The following is a 25,204-nucleotide window of genomic DNA, read 5'->3' on the forward strand; positions in this document are numbered from 1 at the left end:
GCTGATCATCGAGTTGACAAACGATGACAACAGCATGGTACCGACCGCCTGACTGATGGTCAATTAACTAGTCAACAACCCACCGCCACCAGCCCCGTTCAGATCACCCGTTGATGTCACAACCGACATTCGTCGGGATCCGCCAGGCCACCCCACCCACCACCCACAGTCACCAAACCCCCCGATCGAGGGGTTGCCAACCAGTTGACACCCCCGCGAACCCCGGCCTGTCACGTTGACGCAGCACGAATGGGACTCTTACCCTCGCCTCATAACCACCGTGGGTGAACACCACGGCCGCTACGACACTCACCAGAGGCACAGCATGCAGATCCGCGTCGACACCCATTTGGGTTAGACATGACTGTGCGTGGAAAGTGCCGAACCGCCGCGCGCGCAAACGTCCGCGCGGCGGTGACAGCCGTGCCAGTCACGTCCAGGACGTCAGGACCGCCCGTGGTGGTTGCGCAAGGTCCGCACGGACAGCGCAGCGACTTCCTTGAGCAACGCGGGCCGGACTTCCTCCGGATCGGCGGTGTCGAGGTGCGCGAGCAGCTCGTCAAGGGCGGAAAGTCGCCTCTCCTCCAGCCCCAGGTCGGTACTCACCTTGACCACGGTCATCAGGGTGCGGATCCGGTCGGCGGAGCCGAGCATGCCCGATTCGAGTGCGGCCTGGGCATGCTCCAGAGCAGCCTCGATGTCCCCGGCCCGCAGAGCGAGCTCAGCGCGCAGGGTGAAGATCTGAGCGTCGAGCTGTCCCCTGGCGGCGTGCCGCACCGCGGCGACCTCGTTGAGCAACACCTCGGGCGGGTTCTCGCTGGGAACTCCGGCCTCCAGGAACAGGGAAACCACAGCCAACCGCACCCGGCACCACAGCTCGAACCCGATGACATCCTTGTCCGCGCCCAGTGCCTCGGCCAGGTGCCTGCCGGCCGCCTCGACCTCACCGTGACGGGCCAGTGCCACCGCGTAGGTCCAGTGACTGACGACGCTGAGCTCGTCGGTGAGATGAGAGGTACGAGAGTCCTGGGCGTCGGACCGCTCGTACTGCTTGATCATCTTGATGGCCTCTTCGCTGGTCTCGAAGACTTCTTCGAGACGCCCGGCCACTGTGAGACCGGCGGCGAGCGTGGTGCGCGAGCGCACGCGGAGCAGGATGACCTGTTCAGCGGCGAGGTCGCTCTCGGCTTCAAGGGCGTCGGCCTCGGCCACGGCGCGCTGACCGAGCTCGATCGCTTCCCGGTTTCGGCCCAGCTCACGGGCCGCGGTGGCCTGGAGCATCGACCCAAGTGCCTTCGCCGTGCCCGGCAGGCCGCGGTACATGGGTTCGATGTCCGACAGGCGCTGGAACACCTCGTTGGTGCGGCCGAGCCTGCTGGCGCAGGCCGCCGCGGCGTACTCCACCAGCCAGCGGGCGTCCGGGTCCCGCAGGTGCGGACGCAGGTCGTCAAGGACCTCAAGCGCAGCCGCGGTCCGGCCGGCGAGCAGGTGGTCGAACACCCGGACCGCACCGGCCAAGAAGGCGCCGCCACCGGTGCGGGCGCCGTTGTTCAGCCCCGCGAAGGAGTCGGCCGAGACTCCGAGCCGGGCCGCGAGCTGCTCGACAACCTTCGACGTCGGCATCCGCTGGCCGGACTCCAGGCGAGACAGGTAACTGCTGGACAGCCCCTCACCTGCGAGATCACGTTGTGTGAGCCCCCGCGCGGTTCGCAGAGCCCGCAAACGCTCGCCGAACGACGCCGGAAGCTCGCGCTCGGTGCTGACACGCTCGACAGAACTCATGACAGAAAGCTACCCAAGGAGGCAGGCATGTTCGTTGCCCTTCTGATGACACTTTACGCGGGAATTGTTCCACTCGCTGACGGCGCGGCTCAATCCACCGATACCTATTCGACGCATGTGGCCGCGCCAGACCGTGACACGACGCTCGACATCACCTTCCCGAGCCCGAGCCGACCGGGGCCGAAGCCCACGGACGAGCGGGACGCGGACATCACGTTCCCAAGTCCGGCACAGTCGGGCGCCAAGTCCACGGACGCGGACATCACCTTCCCTGCCCCACCAGCGCACACGAACGACATCGTCTTCCCAGGCAAAGTCTGAGTTTCCTCAGGCACGGGTAGCAGTCAGAGCGCGCAGAACGGGTTGTCTCGGCGGCGGCGAGACAACCCGTTTCTCGTGTCCAGACCCACCCCGCACCACCCTGACAGTCCCTCAAGCCCCGCCCCGCACCGGTCAAGTAACACACTCTCCGTAACTAGATTCCTCGATAGTGTGCTACGCCAAACCGCAGCTCGTGGCCCATCTGGCGGTCACCGGTGACATGTTTGCCGGGTTAAGTTTCCGCGCCGTGACTACCCTCAGCGAGCGACCGATGGCCCCTCTGGTCTGCCCCGTCTCCCACGGGGCGCCCCAGGGTACGGGGGCTCGGGTGGGTGGGGGTGCGGGTGTCGACGTGGATGAGGCGGAGGAGTTCCTCCGGCTCTTCCACGAGGAGAACCCGCAGGCCGGGCCGGTGGAGCCCCGGTTGTCCGCCGTCCGTGCCGAGATCGCCCTGCGCGGCACCTACCTGCACACTCCCGACGAACTCGGCTTCGGCGCGCGGGTCGCCTGGCGCAACAGCGCCCGGTGCATCGGCCGCCTGTACTGGCGCAGCCTGACCGTGCGCGACCTGCGGCATGTCCGGGACGCCGCGGACATCGCCGCCGAGTGCGTGGAGCACCTGCGCCTGGCCACCAACGCGGGCCGGGTCCGGCCCGTCATGACCGTGTTCGCGCCGGACACCCCCGAGCAGCCCGGCCCGTGCATCTGGAACGAGCAACTCGTCCGCTACGCCGGCTACCGGGACGCCTTCGGCAACGTGGTCGGCGACCCGCGCTACGCCGGGCTCACCGACGCGGTGACCGAACTCGGCTGGCGGCCGCCGACCCAGCGCAGCCCGTTCGACCTGCTGCCGCTGGCCGTGGAGACCGCGCACGAGGGCGTCCGGCTGTTCCCGGTGCCCAGGGACGTGGTCATGGAGATCCCGCTCGAACACCCCGACCTGCCCTGGTTCACCGACCTCAGCCTGCGCTGGCACGCGGTGCCCGCGATCAGCAACATGCGGCTGTCCATCGGTGGCGTCTCCTACCCGGCCGCCCCGTTCAACGGCTGGTACATGGGCACCGAGATCGGCGCGCGCAACCTCGCCGACGCCGACCGCTACGACATGCTCCCCGAGATCGGCGAGCGCCTGGGCCTGGACACCAGCTCGGAGGCCACGCTGTGGCGGGACCGCGCGCTGGTGGAGATCAACCGGGCGGTGCTGCACTCCTACGCCTCGGCCGGGGTGACCATCACCGACCACCACACCGAGTCCGAGCGCTTCCTCACCCACATCCAGAAGGAGGAGAAGGCGGGGCGGCAGTGCCCCGCGGACTGGAGCTGGATCGTGCCGCCGATGTCCGGCTCGCTGACCCCGGTCTTCCACCGCTACTACGAGACCCAGCACCTGCGCCCGGAGTTCGTGCTGGACCCGGACGCGGCCCAGCGCGGTCAGCACGGCGCCCCGCACCGGTTCCCGGCCGCACCCGATGTGGCGGCCGCGGCCCGGCGTGGGCTGTTTGCCGCTTTTCGGCGACGGCTGAGCGGCTGACCAGCTAGCCTTTCTCCCGGGTGTGGTCCGAAAGGACTACAAAGGGGGGCAAGAATGGCTGGTCGCGGCGTGGAATTCCGCCTGCTCGGACCGGTGGAGATCGTCCTGTCCGGACGGTCCGCGCCGGTGGAGGCGGCAAAACATCGAACACTCCTGGCGTGCCTGGTGTTGCGGGCCGGGCAACGGGTCGAGGCCACGGAGCTGGTCGGCTACCTGTGGGATGACGAAGATCGTCCCGCACATCCGCGCGGCGCCCTGCAAACCTATGTGCGCAGGCTGCGCAGGCTGCTGGGCGCGGAGCTGATCAGCACCGTGGCCGGCGGCTACCGTCTGGAGGTCGCGCCGGAGACCGCGGACGCGCACCGCTTCCGGCAGCTGCTGGCCGCCGCCCGGCAGACCGCCGACCTGGCCGAACGCACCGCGATCGTGCAGTCCGCGCTGGCGCTGTGGCGCGGCCCGGCGCTGGCCGACATCGCCTCGCCCGCGCTGCGCCGGGACTACGCCGACCCGCTCGACACCGAACGCCTGGACGCCCTCGCCCTGCGCTTCGACGCCGAACTGGCCCTGGGCAGGCACGAACCGCTGGTCCCCGATCTGTGGAAGGCGACAGCCGAACACCCGCTGCGCGAGGAGTTCTGGCGGCAGCTGATGCTCGCCCTCTACCGCACCCAGCGCCAGGCCGAAGCCCTGGAGACCTACCAGCGCGCCGCGGACGTGCTGCGCCAGGAACTCGGCGTCGAGCCCAGCCCGCGGCTGCGCGACCTCCGCCAGTCCGTGCTGACCAACGACCCGGAACTGACCGCGCCCACCGTGCTGACAACCGCGCTCCCGGCCTGGCAGCCGGTCTGTCAACTCCCGCCGGACATCGGTGACTTCGTCGGCCGCGACCGCCTGGGCCTGCGCATCGCCGCGGAACTCCGCCGCGGCGGCCCGGTGCTGGTCTCCGGTCCGCCGGGGGTGGGCAAGACCGCGCTCGCGGTGCGCGTCGGCCACCGGCTGCGCGCGGACTTCCCGGACGGGCAACTGCATGTCAACCTGCACGGCTACGCCACCGAGGCGGCCCTGCGGCCGACCGACGTGCTGGCCCGGTTCCTGCGCGGACTGGGCGTGCCACCGGCGCAGATCCCGCTGGAGCAGGAGCAGCAGGCGGAGTTGTTCCGGGCGGTGCTGCGCGGGCGGCGGGTGCTGGTGTTGCTGGACAACGCCTCGGCGGCGGAGCAGGTGCTGCCGCTGCTGCCGGCCGAACCGGGGTGCGCGGCGCTGGTGACCAGTCGGCACGAGCTGCCGGGGGTGGGCACGCCGGTGTCGGTGGACGTGCTGCGGCATGAGGACTCGCACGGGCTGCTGGCCGGGATCCTCGGCGATGACGAGCCCGCGGCGCTGGACGAGCTGGCCCGGTTGTGCGCGCACCTGCCACTGGCGTTGCGGATCGTGGCGGCGAACCTGGCCGACATGCCAGGGGTCAGCCTGGCGCACCAGGTCCGGCAGATGCGGGGAGGGAACCGGCTGGCCGCCCTGGCCATTGACGGGGACCGGGAGGCCGCGGTCCAGCAGGCGTTCGACCGCTCCTACCGGACGCTGTCCGCGGAGCACCAGCGGTTGTTCCGGTTCCTGGGGCTGGTGCCGGGACCGGATTTCACCGCGGGCTCCGCGGCGGCGCTGATCGGGGTGCCGGAGCGGCGGGCCGGGGTCTTGCTGGAGGAACTGGCCAAAGCGAATCTGGTGCAGCGGCAGGACGATGGCCGGTTCCAGTTGCACGATCTGATCCGGCTCTACGCCGAAGACCGTTGCCACGCCGAGGAATCGGCAGAGTCCAGGGCGGCGGCTTTCGAGCGCTGGTTCGACTTCTACCTCTTCGGCGCGGACCGGGCCACCGAGCTGCTGTACCGGGAGGTGGCCAGGGTCGACCTCGGCGATCCCCCGCCTGGCACCGGGCCGAGCGGCTTTCCCGATCACCTCGCCGCCCGGCACTGGTTCGACGTGGAGCGGCCAAACCTGGTGGCCGGGGTGCTGCGGGCGGCGGATGAAGGCCGGGACCGATGTGGCTGGCGGCTGGCCGACACCCTGCGCGGCTACTTCCAGCACACCAGGATGCTCGGCGACTGGCTGATCACGGCGACCGTCGGTCTGCGCTGCGCGACCAGGCTGGGCGATCCGGTCGCACAAGCCTTTCTGAACCATGGACTTGGGGTGCTGCACTGGTTCCTCGGCCAGCAGGGCACCTCGATCAAGCACCTGGAGCTGGCCAGGGCAGGACTGGCGGGCAGCCCGGAGCAGGTGCGGCTGGCCAATGTGATCGCGAACCTGGGCATCAACCACGTGGACCGGCGGGCGCACCGGCAGGCGATCGCCTGCTACCGGGAGGCGCTGGCGATGCTCACCGAGCTGGGCGATGAGTTCCGGCAGGTGCCATTGCTGAGCAACTTCGGGGTGACACTGCGGGAACTGGGGCACCTGGCCCAGGCGCGGGAGTGCTACCTGCGGGCGCTGGAGATCGCCCGCAGTCACGGCCTGGTCAACTCGGAAATGGTGCTGTACAACAACATCGGCTATGTCCTGCGCGAACTGGGCGATCTTGACGGGGCGCTGACCTGGCTGGAGGAGACGATGACGCTCCTGGACCGGATGGGCGGCCGGTACGGCGGGATCAACACCCTCGTCGGGCTCGCCCTGGTGCGGGCCGATCTGGACGAGCTGGACCGCGCTGAGGAGCTGGCAGGCACGGCGCTGGCCCAGGCCGAATCCGCGGCCGACCGCAAGGAGCTGGCGCAGGGCCACAACGTGCAGGCGGTGGTCGCGGCCAAACGCGGGCGGTTCCATCAGGCGATCGCCAACCACCAGCGGGCACGGGAGCTGAGCCAGGACACCGGGTTGGCGCTGTACGAGGTCGAGGCGTTGCTCGGGCTGGCCGACACGCACCAGGCCATGGGTGCGCCGGAGATCGCGCTGGCGCACGCCCAAGCCGCGCTCGCGCTGGCCGCCGAGGTCGGTTACGGGGTCCGGATCGGGCAGGCGCACACCTCGCTGGCCCGGATCAGCCTCGATCTCGGCGAGCTGGCCGAAGCCAGGTCACAGGCGGCCAAAGCCCTTGCCAGTCACCGGGAAACCGGGCACCGCCCCGGCGAGGAGCGCACCCTGGAGGTGCTGGCTCGCATCGCCGAGGCGGAGCGGGAGAGCTAGTTCAGTTCGCGGCTTCCAGCTGCGGTTCCGGAGTCGCGGCGGCCTCGGCCTTGTTCTTGGCGCGCTTGCGCAGCACCAGGGTCACGATCACGATCGCGAGCACCGCCAGCAGGACCCAGCTCGCCGTGCCGAGGATGCCCTCGACGCGCTTGGCGGCCTCGCCCAGGCCCGCGCCGATGCCGATGTGCAGCAGGGACCACAGGGTGGCGCCGATGATCGAGGCGGGCAGGAACTTGCGGTAGGCCAGGCCGGAGGTGCCGGCGGCGGCCGGGGTCAGGGTGCGGACCACCGGGAGGAAGCGGGCGAAGAAGACCGCCCAGGCTCCTCGGCGGCGGATCAGGTCCGTTGCCTTGTCCCAGTTGTCGGCGCCCATCTTGGCCACCAGTTTGGTGTTTCTCAGTTTGACGCCGAACTTGCGGCCCAGCAGGTAGCCGACCGAGTCGCCCGCGGCGGCGCAGATGGTCATGACCACCCACATGGTCAGGAAGAACGGCACCGTCTTGACCGTGGTCGCGGCGACCAGCAGGCCGGTGTCGCCGGGGACGATGAAGCCCAGGCCGATGGCGCACTCGCCGAAGGTGAGCAGGCCGGTGGCGATCAGGACGGCGGGCTTGGGCAGGCCGGCGATCGACTCCAGCGCCTCGGTGATGAACCCCATGGCTTTCTTGTCCCCTCGTGTGGTGTGGATGCGGGGCAAGTCTTTCAGAACCGGACACACCGGCGTCCCGGACTTCCGGTTATCCGGCCCCTGACTTTCGTCTAAGGGTGGTGACCAGCGGGTCAGGGGTTGTCCCCGAGGGGTGTGAACTTCCGCTCCCGACTGGTTGACGGGTCTACAAGAAGATCACCAGGCATGTGACGATGGACACAGCGGCGGAAAACTCGGATAACTTCCCCCGTGTTGATCATCAGTCGGAGGTCGCGCATGGCAAGGACTCGGTGCGCCGAGCCGTTACCCGCGCCCGCTTGGGCTTGGCGAACCTGCCGCTGATGTCCGCTCGCGCGTCGGCGCTGACGCGCAGGCCGTAAATCCGTCTCCCCCCACCGCACCGGGTCCGTGTGCCCGGGGCTGACGCGCGTGGTCCGCAGTCCGCGGCGGCACGCGATACCGCACATCCATCGGAGGTTCACCGCGCCATGATCAGCGCACCCCGTCCCCGGCACCGCAGCAGCGAGCACACCACCTCGAGCCGGCCGCCGGTCCACTCACCGCCCGGCCTATCCGGGAAGAACCGCCTGGTCAGCCTGCTCCGCCACGATCTGCCCGCCTCACTCGTCGTCCTGCTCACCGCCGTGCCGCTCTCCCTCGGCATCGCCGCCGCCTCCGGCGCCCCGCTGATGGCAGGCCTGATCGCCGCCGTCGTCGGCGGAGTGGTCGCCGGCTCGCTCAGCGGGTCCCCGCTCCAGATCAGCGGGGCCGCCACCGGTCTGACCGTCATCGTCGCCGGGCTCGTCCACCAGTACGGATTCGCCGCCACCGCCGGGATCACCATCGCCGCGGGGTTGTTGCAACTGCTGCTGGGCCTGTCCAAGGTCGGCCGGGCCGCCCTGTCCCTCTCCCCTGCCGTCGTGCACGGGCTGCTCGCCGGGATCGGCGTGGTCATCGCGATCAGCCAGCTGCACGTGGTGCTCGGCGGTCAGCCACAGACCTCGGTGCTGGCCAACCTGCGCGACCTGCCAGCCCAGATCGGCGCGCACCACGACGCCGCCTTCGCCGTCGGCCTGGTCGCCATCGCCGTGCTGCTGCTGTGGCCGCGCCTGCCCAAGGTGCGCCTGGTGCCCGCCGCGCTGGTCGCGGTGACCGCGGCGACCGCGGTGGCCTCGATCTTCGAGCTGACCCTGCCCAGGGTGAACCTGCCGGACGCGCCCCTATCCGCCTTCACCCTGCCCGCGCTGCCCGCAGGCACACCCAGCGGGATCGTGTTGTCGGTGCTGCTGGTCGCCGCGGTGGCCAGTGTCGAATCACTGCTGTCGGCGGTCGCGGTGGACCGGCTGCACACCGGCCCGCGCGCCGACCTGGACCGCGAACTGGTCGCCCAGGGTGTGGCCAACATGGCCTCCGGCGCGCTCGGCGGACTGCCCATCGCCGGCGGCATCGTGCGCTCCTCTGCCAACGTCGCCGCCGGCGCGCGCAGCCGGGCCTCGACCATCCTGCACGGACTGTGGGTGGCCGCCTTCGTGCTGCTGCTGGCCGGGCTCCTGGAGCAGATCCCCCTCGCGGCGCTGGCCGCGGTGCTGGTGGTCTCCGGCGTGCAGCTGGTCCGGCTCACGCACATGCGCGAACTGTGGCGGCACCGCGAGTTCCCGGTGTACGCCATCACCTTCGGCGGCGTGGTCTTCCTGGACCTGGTGCAGGGCGTCACGCTGGGCATCCTGCTCGCGCTCGCCCTCGCCCTCTACCGGCTGACGCACGCCACGATCCGGGTGAGCGAACCGGCCGAGGAGGACAGCCGGTGGTCGGTCACCGTGCGCGGATCGCTGGTCTTCCTCGGCGTGGCCCGGCTGACCAGCGAGCTGCGCCGGGTGCCGGAACGGGCCGAGGTGCTGCTCACCCTGCACGTGGACTACCTGGACCACGCCGCCTACGAGGCCATCCACGGCTGGTGCCGCACGCACGAACGCCTGGGCGGCACGGTCACGGTGAGCGAGGACCGGGACACCTGGTACCACCGCGCCCAGGACAGCCGCCCGGAACAGCGCCGCTCGCTGCCCGGCCCGCTGCTGCGCTGGTTCGCGCCCTGGTCGGTGTGGCAGCACCGGGACGGCGAGGACCCCGCGGTCTCGGCGATCCCGTTGCCGCGTAACGAATCCATGGCCCTGGACGACTCGCTGCTGCTGGGCATGCACGAGTTCGAGCGCAGCTGCGCGCCGCTGGCCCGGCCCTTCTTCGCCGAACTGGCCGCCAACGGACAGAGCCCGCGGCAGCTCTTCGTCACCTGCGCGGACTCCAGGGTGGTGCCCAACCTGATCACCACCAGTGGTCCGGGCGACCTGTTCACCCTGCGCAACATCGGCAACCTGGTGCCCCGGCACGACGAGGGACCCGAGGACGCCTCGGTGGGCGCGGCCGTGGAGTACGCGGTGGACGTGCTCAAGGTGGCCAGCATCGTGGTGTGCGGGCATTCCGACTGCGGCGCGATGAAGGCCGGCCTGTCCGGCGGGGTCCGCTCCGGCTCCCGGCTGGCCGAGTGGCTGCGGCACATCCAGCCCAGCCTGATCCGCTTCCACGCCGTGGACGAGGACGCCGGACTGGCCGTGCACGACCGGCTCAGCGTGGCCAACGTGGTGCAACAGCTGGACAACCTGCTCACCTTCCCGCTGGTGCGGGAGGCCGTGCAGGACGGGCGGCTGAACCTGGTCGGCATGTTCTTCGACATCGCGGGCCCGCGGCTGTACCTGGTGGACCAGCAGTCCGGACGGCTCACCCCGATCACCTCCGGCGCGACCACCTAGCGCCGATGATGACGGCGGAGGGTGACGAGTTCCGCGAAATTCGCCGGATCGGCACCCTCCGCAGGTCAGCGGCGGGACCGCGGTCCGGATACGCACGGTCACCTACCTGGGGCGGTTGTCACTCGTGCACGGCGTCTCTACGGTGGGTGGGGCTACGGCCAAATGGCCGTGTCGGCGCATGGGCCCAGCCCAGTCGCCGGATACCGCACTACCCGCCTTGCCGATGCGGCTCGACGCAGCGATTCACGCGAGTGGGGCAGGAGGAGGCGCCGTGACCGAGTACATCCAGGACACACTTCCGGTGGACCTGCCCGGGTCCGAGGTGGCCGATGCCACCGCCGCGCACCGCCCCGGCGGCATCGTGGTGATCACCGTGGTCGGCGAGCTGGACATGTCCTCCACCCCGGCCTTCCAGGAACTGCTCGGCGCCGAGGTGGACGCGACCTGCCGCCGCCTGGTGCTGGACCTGTCCGGGGTCAGCTTCCTCGGCTCCAGCGGCCTGGCCGCGCTGGTGGAGGCCCGCCAGGTGGTGCACAGCCAGGACGCCGAGCTGCGGCTGGTCTGCGCCACGCACGCGGTGACCAGGCCGTTGCACGCCACCGGGCTCGGCGAGGTCTTCGACATCCACCAGACCCTCGACGGCGCGCTGGCCTGAGCGCGCTCACCGGCCGCGCCGCTGTTGCGGGATGGCCGCGGCGGAGACGATCCGCTCATAGATCCGGTCGGTGTCGGCGACCACCCGGTCCCAGGAGTAGCGGGCACTGACCCGGTCCCGTCCGGCCGCCCCGCACGCCTCGACCATGGCCGGATCGGCCAGGAAGGCGCGCAACTCCTTGGCCAGCCCGCGCGGATCCTCCGGACGCACGTGCAAGCCGGTCACCCCGTGCACCACGGTGTCGGCCACCTCGCCACCGGCGGTGGTGATCACGGCGGTGCCGCAGGCCATCGCGGCCAGCGCCTGCGAACCACTGGAACCGTTGCGGGGCAAACACATCAGCGCGTCCGCGGAGCGCAGCAGGGCGGGCAGCGCGCGGGCGGTGACCGGGCCGAGCAGATGCACCCGGTCGGCCACGCCACGGGCCTGCGCCAGTTCCCGCAGGCCACTCAGCTCGTTTCCGTCCACTGTGGACCGGTCGGACGGGATTGCCAGCACGAGTTCGGTGTCCGGCAGCATGGGCAGCACCTCGATGAGCCGGTCGAAGCCGTCGGCCGCGCGCACCTGGCCGAGGCCGAGCAGCCGGTGCCGGGCGCCGCGCGCGGCCACCTCGCCGTCGGGATGGAAGCGCTGCAGGTCGATTCCGTTGGGCACCACCGAGATCCGGCCCCTGGGCACACCCATCCGCACCAGCCGGTCCCGTTCCTCGGTGGCCCCGGCCAGCACCAGGCTGACCCGGCGGCCCAGCAACCGCTCGATCGTGTGGCGATCGCCGCCCGCCTCGCCGAGGCCGTGGTAGGTCTGCACCAGCGGCGCGCCGGTGCCGCCTGCGGCGGTCAGCGCGGCCAGTCCGGCGGTCCAGCAGTGCGCGTGCACCAGGTCCGGCGGCCGCTGCCGGAAGCGGCGGGCGAGGAACTCGGTGAACTCGCCCATCGGCAGCGTTTCCCGGTCCGAACGGGTGTACACGGTGACCCGGTGACCAGCCCCGGTCAGCCCGGCGGCGAGCCGGGTCACCTGGGGATCCTGGTCGGAGACGGTCGGGTCGGACACCATCGCGATCCTCATCAGAGCACCTCCACCCCCGGGGTTCTCGAACCGCCCGGTCGCTAAACCGGTCGCCAAACCGGGTGGCATCGCGGCGAATCGTCCAGGGTTGGCGCGTTCCGCGCCGGGGTATGTCCATGCTTGTCGAGCCAGCCGAGGTGATGAATGTCCAGATGTCGTAGCGTGTTCGCGTCCCACCACTGCTTTGCCGAGATGTCGAGGTGACCGTGTCGCAGCCCGATTCGACTTCCGAACCGGCCATTCCCCCGGTGGAGGTGCGCATCGCCGCCACCGCGGTGCAGATCTCCGCGGTACGCGCGGTCGCCGCCGACCTCGCCATGCGCGAGGACTTCGACCTGGACGCGATCGCCGACCTCAAGCTGGCGGTGGACGAGGTCTGCTCGACCCTGGTCCGCCTCGCCGCGCCCGGAGTGGTGCTGAGCTGCGAGTTCCGGCCGGGCGCCGGGGAGATCACGGTGCGCGCCGGGGTGCTGTCGGCCTCGGAGGCGTTGCCGCGCAAGGACTCCTTCGGCTGGCAGGTGCTGAGCACGCTCGCCGACTCGGTGCAGGCCAGCGTCGAACCGGCCCAGGGCGGTTTCCACCTGGTCCGGATCGAGCTGGCGAAGAGGAGCAACTCGGTGGTGGGCGGGTGACCCAGGCCGACAACGCGGCCGAGCCGGGTTCCGGCGACTCCGGCCGATACGACCACCTCAAGCCGCTGTTCAGCGAGCTGGCCGCGCTGCCAGCGGAGGATCCGGGCCGGCAGCGGTTGCGCGACCAGCTGGTCACCGGGTACCTGCCGGTGGCCAAGCACATCGCGCGCCGGTTCAGCCAGCGCGGCGAACCCCAGGAAGACCTGACCCAGGTCGCCACCCTGGGCCTGATCAACGCGGTGGACCGGTTCGACGCCGAACGCGGGGTGGACTTCCTGTCCTTCGCGGTGCCCACCGTGATGGGCGAGGTGCGCAGGCACTTCCGGGACGCCAGCTGGGCGGTGCGGGTGCCCCGGCGGCTCAAGGAGCTGCACCTGTCGATCAGCGCGGCCACCAGCGAGCTGTCCCAGCGGCTCGGACGCGCGCCGACGCCCAGTGAGATCGCCGGGCACCTCGGATTGACCCGCGAGGAGGTCTACGAGGGACTGGAGGCCACCAACGCCTATCGCAGCGCCTCCCTGGACGACCTGCTCATCGCCGACGACGATTCGGTGTCCCTCGGCGACGCGCTCGGCGAGGAGGACGAGGGTCTGGCCGAGGTCGAGTACCGGGAGTCGCTGCAGCCGCTGCTGGCCCAGTTGCCGGAGCGGGAGCGGACCATCGTGGTGCTGCGGTTCTTCGGCAACATGACGCAGACCCAGATCGCCGACCGGGTGGGCATCTCGCAGATGCACGTCTCCCGGCTGCTCGGCCGCACCCTGGCCACGCTGCGGGAGAAGCTGATGGACGAGGAGTCTGGTTAACGAGCCAGGATCAGCGCGCCCCGCTTGGTCACGGTCAGTGGGACCTCGACCCAGCGCGCGCTGATCTCGGCCTCGGTCGGCGGCATCAGCCGGGCCACCAGGTAGTCGCGCACCGCGCGGGTGTCCGGCAAGTGGACCATGGGCTCGTCCCATGGCCGGATCTCGACGTCGGGGAAGACCGTACGGACCAGCTCGGGCGCCTGTTCGGCGTCGAAGGCGGTGCGGCCGGGCCGCCACACCGCGGCCAGTTCGGGTGAGTCGGTGTGCGCGATGGTCGCGGCCAGGAACAGGCCGCCCTGGACCAGCACCCGGCGGGCCTCGCGCAGGGCCGGGCGCGGATCTCCCAGGTGGCAGAGGCAGTTGACGGCCACCACCACGTCGAAGCTGCCGTCGCCGAAGGGCAGCGCGGTGACGCAGCCGCGCACCGCGGGGCCGGGGTGCGCGCGCAGCATGGTCGCCGACCGGTCCAGGCCCACGACCAGGCGCGGACCGTCGCCGCGGGCGGTGACGGCGTGGCTGAGCACGCCTTCGGCGCAGCCCAGGTCCAGCACCGCGGCGCCGGCGGGTAGTTCGGCGGCGAGCAGCGCGTACAGGTCCGGCGCGCCCGGCGAGGCGGTCATCCCCCGCCGGTAGCGATCCGGGTTGTCGTCGTAGTCGCGCGGAATGCCCATACCCCGAGTGTGGACCTACCCGGGCCGCTCAGCAGGCTTTGCGCCAGGAGCATTCCAGCCACGGGTCCCCGGCCGGTGGTTCCAGGGGGATGGAGCGGGCGGCCGGACCGGCCGGGTGCATGGCCAGGCGCAGCGCGATCCGGTCCTCCAGGTCCTTGGTGCCGCTGAGCACGTTGTTGGTGACCACGGCGAAGGCCAGGTCCTTGCCGTCGGCGCCGGTGGCGTACCCGGACAGCGCGCTCACCGCGGTCAGCGAGCCGGTCTTGGCCCGGATCCTGCCCTCGGCGGGGGTGCCGCGCAGCCGGGTGCGCAGGGTGCCGCCGACCATTCGGTCCGGGTGGCCTGCCACCGGCAGCGAGTGGTGCCAGACCGGGTACCAGGGGCGGGTGCGGGCGGCGGCGAGCAGGGCGGTGAGCTGGTCCGCGCTGACCATGTCCATTCTGGACAGTCCGGAGCCGTCGACCAGCCGGTAGGCGTTGGCGGGCAGGCCCAGCGCGGCCAGTTTCGGGGTCATCGCGCGGATGCCGTCGGCCCAGGTGCCCTTGCCGTGCACGGCTTTGCCCATGGCCTTGACCAGGATCTCGGCGTGGCCGTTGTTGCTGAGCTTCATGAACGGCACCAGCAGCTGCGACAGGGGCATGGAGCGGTGCGCGGCGAGTTCGGTGAAGTGCGCCGGGGTGACGCCGGTGCCCAGCTTGGGGTCCAGGACCTGGATGCCGCGGCGGGTCAGCGCGGCCCGGAAAACGTCGGCGGCGTAGCGGGCCGGATCGTCCACAGTGGAGAAATGCGCGCTCGGATTCCCGTTGGCGGGCGCGGATCCGGTGATCACGACGGTGTTGGTCCCGTGCTGACGTTCCACCGCGATGCTGCTCGCCGAGCCGGGGGCGCCGGTGGTGGCCCGGTTGTCGATGGTGATGACCGAGGTTGGCGGGGACAGTTCGATGGCCGGTTTCTGGCCTGCCGCGGCCGGGCGGACCCGGACGATCACGGTGCCCGCGTCGTAGTCGGTGTCCGGGGCCACGGTGAGCGCGCCGACCTGGGCGGAGTAGTAGAACGGCTCGTCGTCCCAGGCCCAGCTGACGCCGAGGCGGACCGGGTCGAAGGCGGAGTCGTCGGCCACCACCTTGCCGGTGACCACCTTGATCCCGGTGTCGGCGATGCGTTGGGCCAGCGCGTCGTAGTCGGCGGCCAGGGTGGTGGGGTCACCACTGCCACGCAGGTAGAGGTCGCCGTGCAGGACGTTGCCGCGCAGCGAGCTGTCGGCCAGGACGCTGGTGGTGAAGCGGTGGTCGGGGCCGAGGACCTCCAGGGCGGCCGCGGAGGTCAGCAGTTTCGCGTTGGAGGCCGGTTGCAGCCGGTCCGCGCCGCCGCGCCGGTAGAGCACCTGGCCGCTGTCCACCGAACGCACCACGACTCCGGCGCCCGCACCGGCCAGCCGGGGGTCGGCCAGGATCTGGTCCAGGTCGGTGGTCAGCGACTGGATGCTCGGATCGTCGCCCGCGGCGGCGCTGCCGGTGACGAGCCCACCGAGCAGCGCGGTGGCGCACAGGATGGCGAGCAGGCGTGGTCGTGGCATGCGGTGAACCTGGCCCCGATCCCGCGGTGAGGCAATGCGTCCGGCCCGCTTTTCCCCCGAACGGCGCTCCCGCCTGCTACAACCGGCCGAGCAGCTCGGCCTTCTTCGCGCTGAACTCGGCCTCGGTGAGCAGGCCGAGGTCACGCAGTTCGCCGAGCTTGCGGATCGCGCCCACCACCTCCTCGGCGATAGCGGCCAGGCTCGCCCCGGCCGGTGCGCCCGCGGGCAGTTCCGCCTGGGCCTCGGGGAGCGCGGCCAGCACGGCGGCGGCGAAGGGCAGGGATTCGGCGGTCATGCCGGCGCCGAGGCCGAAGGTCACCGCGCACGGGTCGACCTCCGGGCCGAGGCTGTACTCCGGCGCGTCGGTGGTGCGCAGCCGCAGGTGCCCGCCGCCACCGGCGGGGGTGGCCCAGTCCAGGCCGAGCACCGAGCCGATCGGCACACTCCGCGGTCCGGCGACCAGCTTCTGCGGGTGCGCCTCGCCTGCGATCGGCTCGAACAGCACCACCCGGCCGTCGAAGCTGACGTTGCTGTCGTAGCCGCGGATGCGGCAGGGCACGGCGGGGGCGGCGAGCAGGAATCGCGGCGCGGGCAGGCCGGCGTCGGGGTTGAGCGAGACGCGGGTGCGGATGTCCTCGCCGTAGTGCTCGGCCAGGTCGCGGTTGGACGCGGGCACGACCAGCCGGTACGGATCGCCGCGGTCGGGCAGCTGACCGCCGGCGGCCTCCAGGTAGGGGCAGGCGCCGGGGCGTAGCCGCAGTTGCAGGGTGGTGGTCTTGCGGTCGGCGGTGACCGCGACGTCGGCGATGGCGAGATCCGGCACGGTCCGCTCGCCGAGTTTCTTGAGCAGTCCGCTGGCCCGCAGTCCACCGCGGTAGACGATCCGGAGGTGCCCGGTCTCGAAGAACCAGGTGGCGTTGTCCCCCGCCAGCTCCAACCCGTAAGTCACCACCGGAATCTAGCGTGCGGCGGGGCGGCCCGGTGGCACACCCGGACCGCCCCGCACACTCAGCTCACCCGGTGGTTCAGCAGGCGCCGAGGTCCTGCCACACCCCCCATTCGCCGGTGCTGCCGGGCTCCTCGCCCTTGGTCCACCACTTGGCCCGCCACTTCTTGCCCTTGTGCGAGACCTCGTTGCCCTGGGTGTAGGTCGAGCCGCCTGCCCAGGCCGCCACCGAACACGTCGGCGGCGGGGTGGTGGTCGTGGTCGTGGTGCCGGTGGTGCTGGTCGTGGTGCTCGTGGTCGTGCTGGTGCTGGTCGTGGTCGGGGTGCCACCCGCGCCACGCGCGTGGTCCTGCTTGAGCCCGTAGGTCTTGCCGCCGAAGGTCAGCGTGAGGTTGGACGGGTTGGTGATCGGCAGGTAGTAGACGATCGCCACCTCCGCGCTCGCGCCCGGCGCCAGGCTCTGCCAGCTGGGCAGCTTCAACGAGATCCGGTGCAGATCGCCCTTGAGGCCACCGATGTTCGGTCCACTGTGGTCGGTCCGGGTCACCGCCAGGGTCCAGCCGGACTGCTGCTGGATGTTGGCGGGCGCCGAGGTGCCGTAGTCGAACTGGAGATCGGCCCCGCCAGGGATGGTCACCGCGGAGTTGTTGGTGATCTTCGCCTTGGGGCTGATCGGGTAGTTCGCGTCGCCGACCGGGAACTGACCCAGATCCACTGACACGTCAAGGGTTTCCGCCGGGGTGGTGTGCTTGGCCTTGCGGTTGCCGTAGGCCGCGCCGGTGCGGAACTTGTCGTACAGCGTGGTGGTCAGGGTCGAGCCCATGAAGTACTCGTTCTTGGCGGTGTCCTTGGCGTAGTCGCCCGCCAGCTCCCAGATCATGATGCCGCCCAGCCCGCGGTCGAGCACGTACTGCGCCTTGGCCGCGATGGACACTTCGTCCTCTGTGGACAGGAACACCTTCTTCTGCTCGTTCCACAGCCAGGGCGCGACCAGCCCGTTGTCGTAGTTGCGGACGTAGGTCCCGGTGATCGCGTCATCCGGGTCGGTCGCCGGGGTCAGCCCGTACTGCGCGGCATAGCTGCCGAGCTTGCCGTCCTGGAGGTTCTTGGCGTGCCACAACGGGTTCGAGCCCGCCGGGATCTCCTTGTTCGCGGTGTCCAGGTCGTGCCAGATGTTGTCCGCGCCCACCGCGCCATTGCCGCACGGCGTGGTCGACCCGACCGAACCCCCGGTGCCGGCCGGGCACTTGCTCTGGTCCGGCAACGCGGCCTTGCCCCACAACCCGTTGGTGCCACCGCTCACGCCGCGCCAGCCGCGGGTATAGTAGGGCACGCCGAGGTTGATCCGCCCGGCCTGCATGGCGCCGCGGAAGTAGTGGTAGGACCAGTCCCCGTTGAGGTAACCGATCCCGCCGTACTGCGGTGTGCTGTAGACGTTGGCCGCGGCCAGTTCGGCGTCCTTGCCGTCGTCGAGGAGCGAGGCGTTGGGCCCGACGAAGTGGTTCCACGCCCCGTGCAGGTCATAGGACATCACGTTGACGTAGTCCAGGTACTGCAGGACCTGGTAGGTCTCCATGCCGCGCAGCATGTAGCCGGAGGAGGGCGCGGCCACGGTCAGCAGGTAGTACTTGCCGTCCGCGGCACTGGCCGCGTCCAGCTTCTCCCGCAGGGTCTTCATCAGCGCGTTGTACCCGGCCATCAGCTTGGCCCGGCGCGGGTTGGAGAAGGAGAAGTCCAGCGGATTGCCCGAGTTCGGCATCGAGGTCGCGTACTCGTAGTCGATGTCCGCGCCGTTGAAACCGTAGCGGCGCACCAGATCCACCACCGAGTCGGCGAAGGTGTTGATGGTCGACTGGCTGTCGGTCATGGTGTAGAAACCACCGCTGGCGACCCGGTTGCCGTTGTCGTCGATGAACCCGCCGGTCTCCGCCCAGCCACCGATGGAGATCAGCGACTTCACGTCAGGGAACTGCTTCTTGTACTTGTTGAGCAGGTTGAAATGCCCCTTGTAGGGCAAGGACGGATCCATCTCCGCCCCGGTGACCCCCGGCCATTCCATCCCGATCGAGGGGTTGCCTGCCCCGGCGGCCCCGACCGACGCCTTGTTGTCCGCGCCGATGTGCGCGAAGGCGTAGTTGAGGTGGGTGACCTTGGTCCAGGGAATGTCCTTGGCCAGGTAGGCGGGCTGCCCGTTCTTGCCGGTACGCCAGCTGGTGAAGTAGCCGATGATCCGGCGCGGGTGATCAGCCCCCATCTTCTCCCTGCCCTCGGCGTCATAGGCCAGGCAGTAGGGCACGTTCACATTCGGCGTGCGGTAGAGCCCGTCGGGACGGCAGTCCTCGTTGGCCGCGGTGTCCGGCACTTCGGCCCGCGACTCCGGGCTCTGCCCCACGACGAACATCAAACTGGCCAGCAAGGCAACCAGGGCAGCGAAAATCGGCACCTTCCTGATCACGATTCACCTCCAGGGAAAGCGGCGGCGGAGGCGGCTGTGTGCGCGGGTGTGCGGGGTCACACAGTGGTGCAGGGTGCCCGAAAGGTAAGAGGTTTAGACCATGGCCGTCAATAGGTCTGGACCACTGGGATTCGCCGAAGAGAAGGACTGGCCCGGTTGGCGGCACGGAATGCGACCGGTTGCCCGATGGTCGCGCTCTCAGGCCCTGGTCAGGCAGGGAGCAAGCGAACCAGCGGCCCGGCGAACTGCGCGCGCAGGCGGTCGGTGAGTTCCCGCGGACCGCCGGGCAGGACCAGGCTCCACACCGCCCCGTCCGGACCGCGCTGCCGACCGCTGAGATACCGGCCGGCCGCGGTGTCGACGTAGTCCAAGGGGAACTCCGCGATCTCGCGAGAACCACGCGGAGTCCGGCTGGCTACCCGGAACTGGCCCGCGCCCAGCTTCGATTGCGCGAACAGCCGCCGCGCACGCTCCGCGGTCGCCGCATGTCCTCGCGGGCCACCAGCCGGGCGCAGCACCGGACCCTCGGCGGTGGACCGGCCCGCCTGTTCCTCCTGCGGGAAGCTGAGTACCGGAGTGCGCAGCGGCGGGCACTCCGGCAGCAGCCGGGCCACCGCCTCGGGAAGCCGGTCGGGGTCCACCGGTTCGAGGGTCAGCCAGCCGTCGTGCAAAATCGCCAGCACCGCGTCGGTTCCGGCCGTCGCGGCGAGCACCCCCACCGGCGGCGCCTGGGCGTCCGGGGAGAACCAGCCGTAGACCTCCCGCTGTGGCCTGGCGAGCAGCCGAAGCGCGGCCACCAGGTCCGGGCGCACGTCCGTGCCGTCGGCCAGCCCGGCCGCGGTCAACTCCCCGAGCACTCGCTTGGCGACCTCGATCCGCTCCTCCCAGGTGCTCCCCGGCGAATCGGTGATCAACGCGTTGTGCTGGTCCCCGAGCCGCTCGGCCTCCCAGACGAGGTCATAGGCCAGCGCCGAGATCACCACGCGAGCGCGCAGCATGAATCCGCCCCCTGTTGCTTGGTGCTGCTCAGGACTCACCGATGACCGGAGGCGCGACGTAACCGTCGATGCCCCAGAACTCCTCGGACTCCACCAGCCAGTCCGGCCGCTGATGTTCCTTGTCCTCCTCGCCCCGAGCCCCCGCGCCGCCACCCATCGGCCCAGCGCCCATGCCCGGGGCACCGGGGCGCCCAGCCGTTGCCGCCGCCCCCGCGGTACCGGTCGGCCCGAAACCCCCAACCCCGGCCCGGCCGCCAGAACCGCCGCCGCTGCCGCCAGGTCCGAACCCAGCGCCCGCGAACCCGCCGCCGTAACCAGCACCGCCTGCGCCACCGCCGCCAAGTCCACCGCCGCCGTACTGGCCGCCACCACCGGGCGGCCGGACCGGGTCCTCAACGGACTGCACCGGGGTGCCATCAATCGGTGCTGGCCGCTGAACCGGCCCACCCCCGGGCGGCAGGTCGGTGCCGCCTCCCGGCGGTGGCTGGTCACCGCGACCACCGGGTGGCAGGTCGCCGCCACGGGGTGGCTGGTCCACTCCGGTACGGCCCTGACCGCCGGGCCAGGACCCACTGCCGCCAGGACGGATGCCACCGCGCCCCGGATCCCGTCCCCGGTCGGATCCCCCGCCACCACCTGGCGGGGTCTGGACCAGCGAGGTGTCACCCGTCGCGGTGGCAGGCGGCGCCCAGGACGGCATGGTGGTCAGGTTGCCGTTGGTGGCAACGCCGTACCCCGCGAGCACCACCTGGTTGTGGCTGGTGTCGGACTTGAACTTCTGAATGTCGCGATCCAGATCGGTCTCACCAGGGGTGAGCCGGTTGATAATGTTGTTCTGCGGCATCTCGCCGGACACCGGCCGGAGCTTGTGCTTGGCCCCATGCCAGTCGTTGCCCTGGTTGCCGACCTTCCCCCCGGTCTGCTCGGCCACCTGTTTGGCCGCTTCCGCGTACTTCGCCAGTGGCAGGACGGATTCCCGCGCGGTATCCGCGGCCTTTCCCTGCCAGGAGCCGAAGTCCCGCAGGATCGCCTCGACCTCACGCTGCATATCGTCGTATTTGCGCGCCACATCGCCCCACAGCTTTTGCTTGGGACTCACCGTGGGCTCGGTGCCCTTGCCCTGGTGGAACCACTGGTAAATCTGATCACCACCGTGACCGGCGGGACGCACATTCCCCATCGCCCAGTTGTAGCCGTCCTTGACGCCCTGCCAGGCACCGCTGGCGACCTCGCCGACCTTGTCGAGGAAGCCCATCTCAGCCACCGCCCTTGAGCGTCTCCAACACCAACTCGGAAATCTTGACCGCCCTCGGACACGGGGTCGCGTAGTCGGCGGGCTTGTGCGTTCCGCCGTTCAGCGTCAAATCGACCCTGATCGTGACCGCTTTCGCAACCGCGGTTTCCAACACACACTGCCCACGGTCACGAAGATCCTCAGGCATGGTCACGACCGCCGGATAGGCCCCGACCTGCGTCGACTCGAACACCCTGGCACCTGACCGCATCTCGTAGATCCCATCCAGTCCGCCCGACTTGGTGTTGATCGTCACCGAGAAATAGAGCCCTCCAGGCTTGCTACCCGCGTCCCATTGACAGGACGGCCCCAGAATGCTCTCCGGCCACACCTCGCCAACCACGCCGCTGGCAACCTGTGCGCTCTGACCAGCAGTCAACAGCCCACATGGACTCCCCTTGAACCGGCCGGTGTCGAGCTCCGGCTGGGCGAGCGGAGGCGCACCGCTTCCGGCTCTACTTGAAGTCGGCTGAGCCGTACCTGTGGGCCCCGGGTTCGACGGTCCGCATCCGGTCAGCAGGACCGCCCCCACGACTCCAGCCAGCACCATCTTGGTCGAACGAGAAAGCACTGAGTCAGCCCTTCGACTTGTCCAGGGTGGCACGGCTGCGCTCCTCGCTGGTCGCGTACTGGTTGTATGTCGACCAGAGCATGTCGATCGTCTTCTGAATCTCGTCCTGATACGCCTGGTTCGCCTTTCCGTGACAACCATCGGCGTCTGACGCCTTCTCGCAGATCGCGTCGATCGCCTGAGAACTGAACGGATCCTCGCCGGGTGGCGTCCGATCAACGGCAGTTTGCCTGGCCAGGGCGTTCGCCTGACGAGCCATCCGCTTCACCCCCTCGAACCGCTTGATCATCTCCAGCAGGTTCGCGACCTCGACGCGGAACCGGCCGCCGCCCCCGAAATCGATGTCGACCTGTCGGCCACCCATCGTAGAACACCCCCTGCGCTCGCCTGCTCACCCACCGTCGCCCCCCAGCGCAGTGCAGACGGTAGCAAGAAAAGCGGTACGCAGTGGCAAAAATCAGACTTGCGAGCCACGGTTGTGGCCACACTCCCACCCGAACGGCACATCGCACCAACTTCCCGGCAATGCACCAACACGATTTGTCATGGGCGTGCCTCTCCAGTCATATCTCCGATCCCGGTGAGGAGGTGCCAGCCACCTGTTCTAGCCGCTTGGCCACTCCCAGCAGGAAGGCGAACTTGCGCCGGAACACACCGCCGTGGAACTGGTATCCCCACTTCGCGCGCAACACCCCGTCAGTCACCTCCACATGACACGAGGTGACCGGCCGGCGCAGCATCCACCAGCGCAGATCCGTCTCGGTGAGGATCCGGGCATCCCCGCGCCACACCTCAACCCGGCACCGGATCCGGTGATAGCGGATCTCGCAGTCCGGAAGATGGCCGAACCCGGGAAACTCCATCGAGACCTTGAAGGACTCCCCGGAGTCACCGTCGGTATTACGCACTTCCCGACACCGGAAGCGCTGGCTCCGATACCCGCCGGAGAACCGGATGGTCTCCCGCTCCGCGGAAACGAACTGCGAGACCTTGTACTTCCAGCCGTGCTTCTTCGCCAGCCAGCGCAGGTGAAACTTGCGGAATGCCTCGGCCCGCATCGTGTGCACGAACATCCAGGCCGCCGGGCCGAACACCGGGACAACGCCGACCAGTATGGCCAGCAGCAACTCCAGCTCCATCAGAGATCAAGATCCCGCCGCGTCTTGTCCTCATCCTGATCAGTCCCCTGGCTGGAATGGTCAAGGGCCTTCTTTCCGTCCTTGGCGTAGCCCGCCGCCTTGCCGGCGATCTTGCTTGGATCGACCATGTCCGTCGGCTTGCCCTCCGAGTCGAACCCCGTCTTGACCCTGTCCATCCCGACGATCTTCTTGGTCTGTTCCTTGAGCGACTCGCCGACCTTCTGACCGAGACCGGCCCGCACCGCCCCCAGGGTCGAGGTGCTGCTCTGCTCCAGCGTCTTGCGGAACTCCTCCCGGGTGAGTTCCCGTTGGGCGCTTTCCGGCAGCTTCTTGTTGACCTTGTCCGTGGCCTTGGCCAGCGCCGAGTCCTGGATCTTCTCCAGCCCCTTGCCGCCCTTGCCGGAGGCGGTGTTCATGAACTCCTGGCCGATCCTGGAGTTCTTCAGCCAGCCCTGGAGCTTGGCGAGCAGCGCCTTGATCTTGTTGATCAGTTTGCTGAGCCTGGTCACCTTCTGGGTGGTTTTCACCGTGGTGCTGGCGACCTTGTAGGCGGTCACCCCGCTGGCCACGGCCGTGGAACCACCGAGGGTGATCGGTGCGGTGGCCAGTGCGGCGAGCCAGGTGATGATCAGCCACTCGATCAGGTCGGCCAGCAACCCTCGGATGAACTCCTCCACCACCTTGATGACCATGCTGAAGATCTGGAGCAGACCGCCGATGTCACCCGCCTTGTCAGCGGCGCCCGCCACCCCTGCCAGAAATCCGGCCATCCGGGTCCGGGCCGCGTCGGCGGCGGTGCCCTGCCAGTCCTTGAGGTCTTCCTTCAGGGTGGCGCTCAGTTCCTTGCCCAGGCCGACGATCTCCTTGCCCAGGTCAGCGAAGCCCTGCGCGGATTTCGCCAGCGCCTCCGAGTTGCCGGAGACGAGCTGGATGGCCTGTTTCAGCGGCGTGCAGATGTTGATCAGGAAGCCCAGGCCCTGGTTGATCAGCCAGCCGAGTGGATCAGCGGCCGCGCTCACGGCGGTGCCGACGCAGGAGCTGACCAGGCTCGTGGCGTCGGCGGCGACCGCCGAGACCTCGATGCCGACCGTGACCGCGTCCTTGGTGAAGTCGAGCTTGTTGACCTTGTCCGCGAGCTTGACCGCACTGCCCAGGCCCGCGGGCAGGTTCGGGGCGACGGTGCCCTCCCAGTAGCCAGGGGTACTCATCGCGACCCACCCAGCTTCCCCTTGAGCTGCTTGGCCGTCTGCTGGGCCGACTCGTCGGCCTCGCGGTAGGCGGCGGCGCATTCACCGAGTTTCTCCGCCGCGTTGCCGGTGCCCTCGGCCAGCTGACGCAGGAAGTCGCGGAAGTCGGCGACCATCGGGCGGTAGAAGAGCGCGAGCGGCTGCCCGATCAGGCCCCAGGCCAGTTCGGGCACCTCGACTCCGGCCAGTTTGCCCTCGAAGGCGTCCGCCTTGCCGGCCAGCCCCTTGACCTTCCCCGCACACCCGTCAATCGCGGCCAGATTCGTCCGCAGCTTGCCGCTCATCAGTGATCCTCCCCGTCATACAGCTTGCGGAGGAACTCCTCCCCCTGACTCACCGGCGGTGGTGGCGGGGCCTGCGCGCGGGCCGAGCCTGGCTTGTCGCTGAGGAACTCCCGATCCGCGAAGTCCTCCTCCTCGGCGGCACGCCGGGCAACCGGTGGCGCGGAAGTGATCGCGCGGAGCTGCTCGACCGGGACGCCCAGCATCTCGGCCTGGGTTTCCAGGACCTGGTCCAGCACGTTGAGGTCGTCGCCGACGTAGCGTTGGACGGTTTCCGCCTGGCGGCGGGCGCCCTCCGCGACGGCGGTCTGGATGGTGGCCATCACCGTGGCGGCCAGGGCCTGCGGGCCTCGGCGGAGGGCTTCCTCGGTGAACTGGAGGTTCTTGATGGCCCCACCTGGACCCGCGGTGACCGTGACCGAGCGGTCAGGAGAGGTGGCGGTGGCTTCGACGGCGGCTATTTCCTCGCGCATGCCGTCGTAGGCGGCCAGTCGTTGTTCGGCTTTGCGGCCGTGTTCCTGGAACCGTTCGAACTCGGCCACCAGGTCGTCGAATTCGGTCGACATGTGTGTTCCCCCTGCGCTCGCCCGTGTGTGCAGTCGCC

At 69.9% G+C, this 25,204-nt stretch carries 22 protein-coding genes; 7 read left to right on the forward strand and 15 right to left on the reverse strand.

Annotation, left to right across the window (positions count from 1 at the left end):
- Positions 1 to 444 precede the first annotated feature (444 nt).
- Complete coding sequence (locus ACTOWY_RS05210) at positions 445 to 1,782, reverse strand: helix-turn-helix domain-containing protein (RefSeq protein ID WP_441308453.1); 1,338 nt, start codon at positions 1,780 to 1,782, stop codon at positions 445 to 447.
- A gap of 27 nt (positions 1,783 to 1,809) precedes the next feature.
- Between ACTOWY_RS05210 and ACTOWY_RS05215 the strand changes: the two genes are divergently transcribed.
- From ACTOWY_RS05215 to ACTOWY_RS05225, 3 genes are all read left to right on the forward strand, one after another.
- Positions 1,810 to 2,103 (forward strand): hypothetical protein, encoded by a 294-nt coding sequence (locus ACTOWY_RS05215; protein ID WP_441308454.1) that lies wholly within the window; start codon positions 1,810 to 1,812, stop codon positions 2,101 to 2,103.
- A 271-nt stretch (positions 2,104 to 2,374) separates the two neighbouring features.
- On the forward strand, positions 2,375 to 3,634 hold the full coding sequence (locus ACTOWY_RS05220) for a nitric oxide synthase oxygenase (protein WP_441308455.1): 1,260 nt from the start codon (positions 2,375 to 2,377) through the stop codon (positions 3,632 to 3,634).
- Positions 3,635 to 3,688: 54 nt separating this feature from the next.
- Entirely contained in the window at positions 3,689 to 6,814 is a 3,126-nt protein-coding gene (locus ACTOWY_RS05225; RefSeq protein ID WP_441308456.1) for a BTAD domain-containing putative transcriptional regulator, read from the forward strand.
- A gap of 1 nt (position 6,815) precedes the next feature.
- Here ACTOWY_RS05225 and ACTOWY_RS05230 read toward each other — a convergent pair whose 3' ends face one another.
- Positions 6,816 to 7,472, reverse strand: a complete 657-nt coding sequence (locus ACTOWY_RS05230) for a DedA family protein (RefSeq protein WP_441308457.1) — start codon at positions 7,470 to 7,472, stop codon at positions 6,816 to 6,818.
- 479 nt (positions 7,473 to 7,951) lie between these two features.
- Between ACTOWY_RS05230 and ACTOWY_RS05235 the strand changes: the two genes are divergently transcribed.
- Together ACTOWY_RS05235 and ACTOWY_RS05240 are read left to right on the forward strand one after the other, a co-directional pair.
- Entirely contained in the window at positions 7,952 to 10,267 is a 2,316-nt protein-coding gene (locus ACTOWY_RS05235; protein WP_441308458.1) for a SulP family inorganic anion transporter, read from the forward strand.
- Positions 10,268 to 10,538: 271 nt separating this feature from the next.
- Positions 10,539 to 10,922, forward strand: coding sequence for an STAS domain-containing protein (locus ACTOWY_RS05240; RefSeq protein WP_441308459.1), 384 nt, complete (start codon positions 10,539 to 10,541; stop codon positions 10,920 to 10,922).
- 6 nt (positions 10,923 to 10,928) lie between these two features.
- Here the strand turns inward: ACTOWY_RS05240 and ACTOWY_RS05245 are convergent, their stop codons facing one another.
- Complete coding sequence (locus ACTOWY_RS05245) at positions 10,929 to 11,987, reverse strand: glycosyltransferase (protein ID WP_441308460.1); 1,059 nt, start codon at positions 11,985 to 11,987, stop codon at positions 10,929 to 10,931.
- A gap of 200 nt (positions 11,988 to 12,187) precedes the next feature.
- Here ACTOWY_RS05245 and ACTOWY_RS05250 point away from each other — a divergent pair, with 200 nt between their 5' ends.
- Together ACTOWY_RS05250 and ACTOWY_RS05255 are read left to right on the forward strand one after the other, a co-directional pair.
- The gene (locus tag ACTOWY_RS05250) at positions 12,188 to 12,619 is read left to right on the forward strand and encodes an ATP-binding protein (RefSeq protein WP_441308461.1); all 432 of its coding nucleotides are present in this window, start codon (positions 12,188 to 12,190) and stop codon (positions 12,617 to 12,619) included.
- A complete protein-coding gene (locus ACTOWY_RS05255) occupies positions 12,616 to 13,422 on the forward strand; it encodes a SigB/SigF/SigG family RNA polymerase sigma factor (RefSeq protein WP_441308462.1) in 807 nt (268 codons plus the stop codon). Before ACTOWY_RS05250 ends, ACTOWY_RS05255 begins: the two co-directional genes overlap by 4 nt.
- On the opposite strand, the gene ACTOWY_RS05260 is transcribed toward ACTOWY_RS05255, so the two are convergent.
- The 12 genes from ACTOWY_RS05260 to ACTOWY_RS05315 all read right to left on the reverse strand — a co-directional run bounded on the left by ACTOWY_RS05260 (position 13,419) and on the right by ACTOWY_RS05315 (position 25,166).
- On the reverse strand, positions 13,419 to 14,093 hold the full coding sequence (locus tag ACTOWY_RS05260; protein ID WP_441308463.1) for a class I SAM-dependent methyltransferase: 675 nt from the start codon (positions 14,091 to 14,093) through the stop codon (positions 13,419 to 13,421). The genes ACTOWY_RS05255 and ACTOWY_RS05260 overlap by 4 nt on opposite strands.
- A gap of 28 nt (positions 14,094 to 14,121) precedes the next feature.
- Entirely contained in the window at positions 14,122 to 15,669 is a 1,548-nt protein-coding gene (dacB, locus tag ACTOWY_RS05265) for a D-alanyl-D-alanine carboxypeptidase/D-alanyl-D-alanine endopeptidase (protein WP_441308464.1), read from the reverse strand.
- Positions 15,670 to 15,745: 76 nt separating this feature from the next.
- Positions 15,746 to 16,618 (reverse strand): DUF4429 domain-containing protein, encoded by an 873-nt coding sequence (locus ACTOWY_RS05270; RefSeq protein ID WP_441308465.1) that lies wholly within the window; start codon positions 16,616 to 16,618, stop codon positions 15,746 to 15,748.
- Positions 16,619 to 16,694: 76 nt separating this feature from the next.
- Entirely contained in the window at positions 16,695 to 19,016 is a 2,322-nt protein-coding gene (locus tag ACTOWY_RS05275) for a chitinase C-terminal domain-containing protein (protein ID WP_441308825.1), read from the reverse strand.
- A gap of 263 nt (positions 19,017 to 19,279) precedes the next feature.
- Entirely contained in the window at positions 19,280 to 20,068 is a 789-nt protein-coding gene (locus tag ACTOWY_RS05280) for an ESX secretion-associated protein EspG (RefSeq protein WP_441308466.1), read from the reverse strand.
- Positions 20,069 to 20,096: 28 nt separating this feature from the next.
- Positions 20,097 to 21,332 (reverse strand): hypothetical protein, encoded by a 1,236-nt coding sequence (locus tag ACTOWY_RS05285; RefSeq protein WP_441308467.1) that lies wholly within the window; start codon positions 21,330 to 21,332, stop codon positions 20,097 to 20,099.
- Positions 21,325 to 21,912, reverse strand: a complete 588-nt coding sequence (locus tag ACTOWY_RS05290; protein WP_441308826.1) for a DUF3558 domain-containing protein — start codon at positions 21,910 to 21,912, stop codon at positions 21,325 to 21,327. Before ACTOWY_RS05290 ends, ACTOWY_RS05285 begins: the two co-directional genes overlap by 8 nt.
- Before the next feature lie 25 nt (positions 21,913 to 21,937).
- The gene (locus tag ACTOWY_RS05295; RefSeq protein ID WP_441308468.1) at positions 21,938 to 22,297 is read right to left on the reverse strand and encodes a hypothetical protein; all 360 of its coding nucleotides are present in this window, start codon (positions 22,295 to 22,297) and stop codon (positions 21,938 to 21,940) included.
- A gap of 199 nt (positions 22,298 to 22,496) precedes the next feature.
- Complete coding sequence (locus ACTOWY_RS05300; RefSeq protein WP_441308469.1) at positions 22,497 to 23,072, reverse strand: hypothetical protein; 576 nt, start codon at positions 23,070 to 23,072, stop codon at positions 22,497 to 22,499.
- Positions 23,072 to 24,280 (reverse strand): WXG100 family type VII secretion target, encoded by a 1,209-nt coding sequence (locus tag ACTOWY_RS05305; RefSeq protein WP_441308470.1) that lies wholly within the window; start codon positions 24,278 to 24,280, stop codon positions 23,072 to 23,074. Before ACTOWY_RS05305 ends, ACTOWY_RS05300 begins: the two co-directional genes overlap by 1 nt.
- A complete protein-coding gene (locus tag ACTOWY_RS05310) occupies positions 24,277 to 24,603 on the reverse strand; it encodes a hypothetical protein (protein WP_441308471.1) in 327 nt (108 codons plus the stop codon). The genes ACTOWY_RS05305 and ACTOWY_RS05310 overlap by 4 nt, the downstream gene beginning before the upstream one ends.
- Positions 24,603 to 25,166 (reverse strand): YbaB/EbfC family nucleoid-associated protein, encoded by a 564-nt coding sequence (locus ACTOWY_RS05315; protein WP_441308472.1) that lies wholly within the window; start codon positions 25,164 to 25,166, stop codon positions 24,603 to 24,605. The genes ACTOWY_RS05310 and ACTOWY_RS05315 overlap by 1 nt, the downstream gene beginning before the upstream one ends.
- Between the last annotated feature and the right edge of the window lie 38 nt (positions 25,167 to 25,204).

Origin of the sequence: Crossiella sp. CA198, from assembly GCF_052078295.1 — a bacterium.
Lineage (GTDB): Bacteria > Actinomycetota > Actinomycetes > Mycobacteriales > Pseudonocardiaceae > Crossiella.

Bases quoted from the DNA above. Each gene is read 5' to 3' on its own strand.
- ACTOWY_RS05210 (WP_441308453.1), bottom strand. From the start codon at position 1,782: ATGAGTTCTGTCGAGCGTGTCAGCACCGAGCGCGAGCTTCCGGCGTCG.
- ACTOWY_RS05215 (WP_441308454.1), top strand. From the start codon at position 1,810: ATGTTCGTTGCCCTTCTGATGACACTTTACGCGGGAATTGTTCCACTC.
- ACTOWY_RS05220 (WP_441308455.1), top strand. From the start codon at position 2,375: ATGGCCCCTCTGGTCTGCCCCGTCTCCCACGGGGCGCCCCAGGGTACG.
- ACTOWY_RS05225 (WP_441308456.1), top strand. From the start codon at position 3,689: ATGGCTGGTCGCGGCGTGGAATTCCGCCTGCTCGGACCGGTGGAGATC.
- ACTOWY_RS05230 (WP_441308457.1), bottom strand. From the start codon at position 7,472: ATGGGGTTCATCACCGAGGCGCTGGAGTCGATCGCCGGCCTGCCCAAG.
- ACTOWY_RS05235 (WP_441308458.1), top strand. From the start codon at position 7,952: ATGATCAGCGCACCCCGTCCCCGGCACCGCAGCAGCGAGCACACCACC.
- ACTOWY_RS05245 (WP_441308460.1), bottom strand. From the start codon at position 11,987: ATGAGGATCGCGATGGTGTCCGACCCGACCGTCTCCGACCAGGATCCC.
- ACTOWY_RS05260 (WP_441308463.1), bottom strand. From the start codon at position 14,093: ATGGGCATTCCGCGCGACTACGACGACAACCCGGATCGCTACCGGCGG.
- dacB (WP_441308464.1), bottom strand. From the start codon at position 15,669: ATGCCACGACCACGCCTGCTCGCCATCCTGTGCGCCACCGCGCTGCTC.
- ACTOWY_RS05275 (WP_441308825.1), bottom strand. From the start codon at position 19,016: ATGTTCGTCGTGGGGCAGAGCCCGGAGTCGCGGGCCGAAGTGCCGGAC.
- ACTOWY_RS05280 (WP_441308466.1), bottom strand. From the start codon at position 20,068: ATGCTGCGCGCTCGCGTGGTGATCTCGGCGCTGGCCTATGACCTCGTC.
- ACTOWY_RS05290 (WP_441308826.1), bottom strand. From the start codon at position 21,912: ATGGTGCTGGCTGGAGTCGTGGGGGCGGTCCTGCTGACCGGATGCGGA.
- ACTOWY_RS05295 (WP_441308468.1), bottom strand. From the start codon at position 22,297: ATGGGTGGCCGACAGGTCGACATCGATTTCGGGGGCGGCGGCCGGTTC.
- ACTOWY_RS05300 (WP_441308469.1), bottom strand. From the start codon at position 23,072: ATGGAGCTGGAGTTGCTGCTGGCCATACTGGTCGGCGTTGTCCCGGTG.
- ACTOWY_RS05305 (WP_441308470.1), bottom strand. From the start codon at position 24,280: ATGAGTACCCCTGGCTACTGGGAGGGCACCGTCGCCCCGAACCTGCCC.
- ACTOWY_RS05310 (WP_441308471.1), bottom strand. From the start codon at position 24,603: ATGAGCGGCAAGCTGCGGACGAATCTGGCCGCGATTGACGGGTGTGCG.
- ACTOWY_RS05315 (WP_441308472.1), bottom strand. From the start codon at position 25,166: ATGTCGACCGAATTCGACGACCTGGTGGCCGAGTTCGAACGGTTCCAG.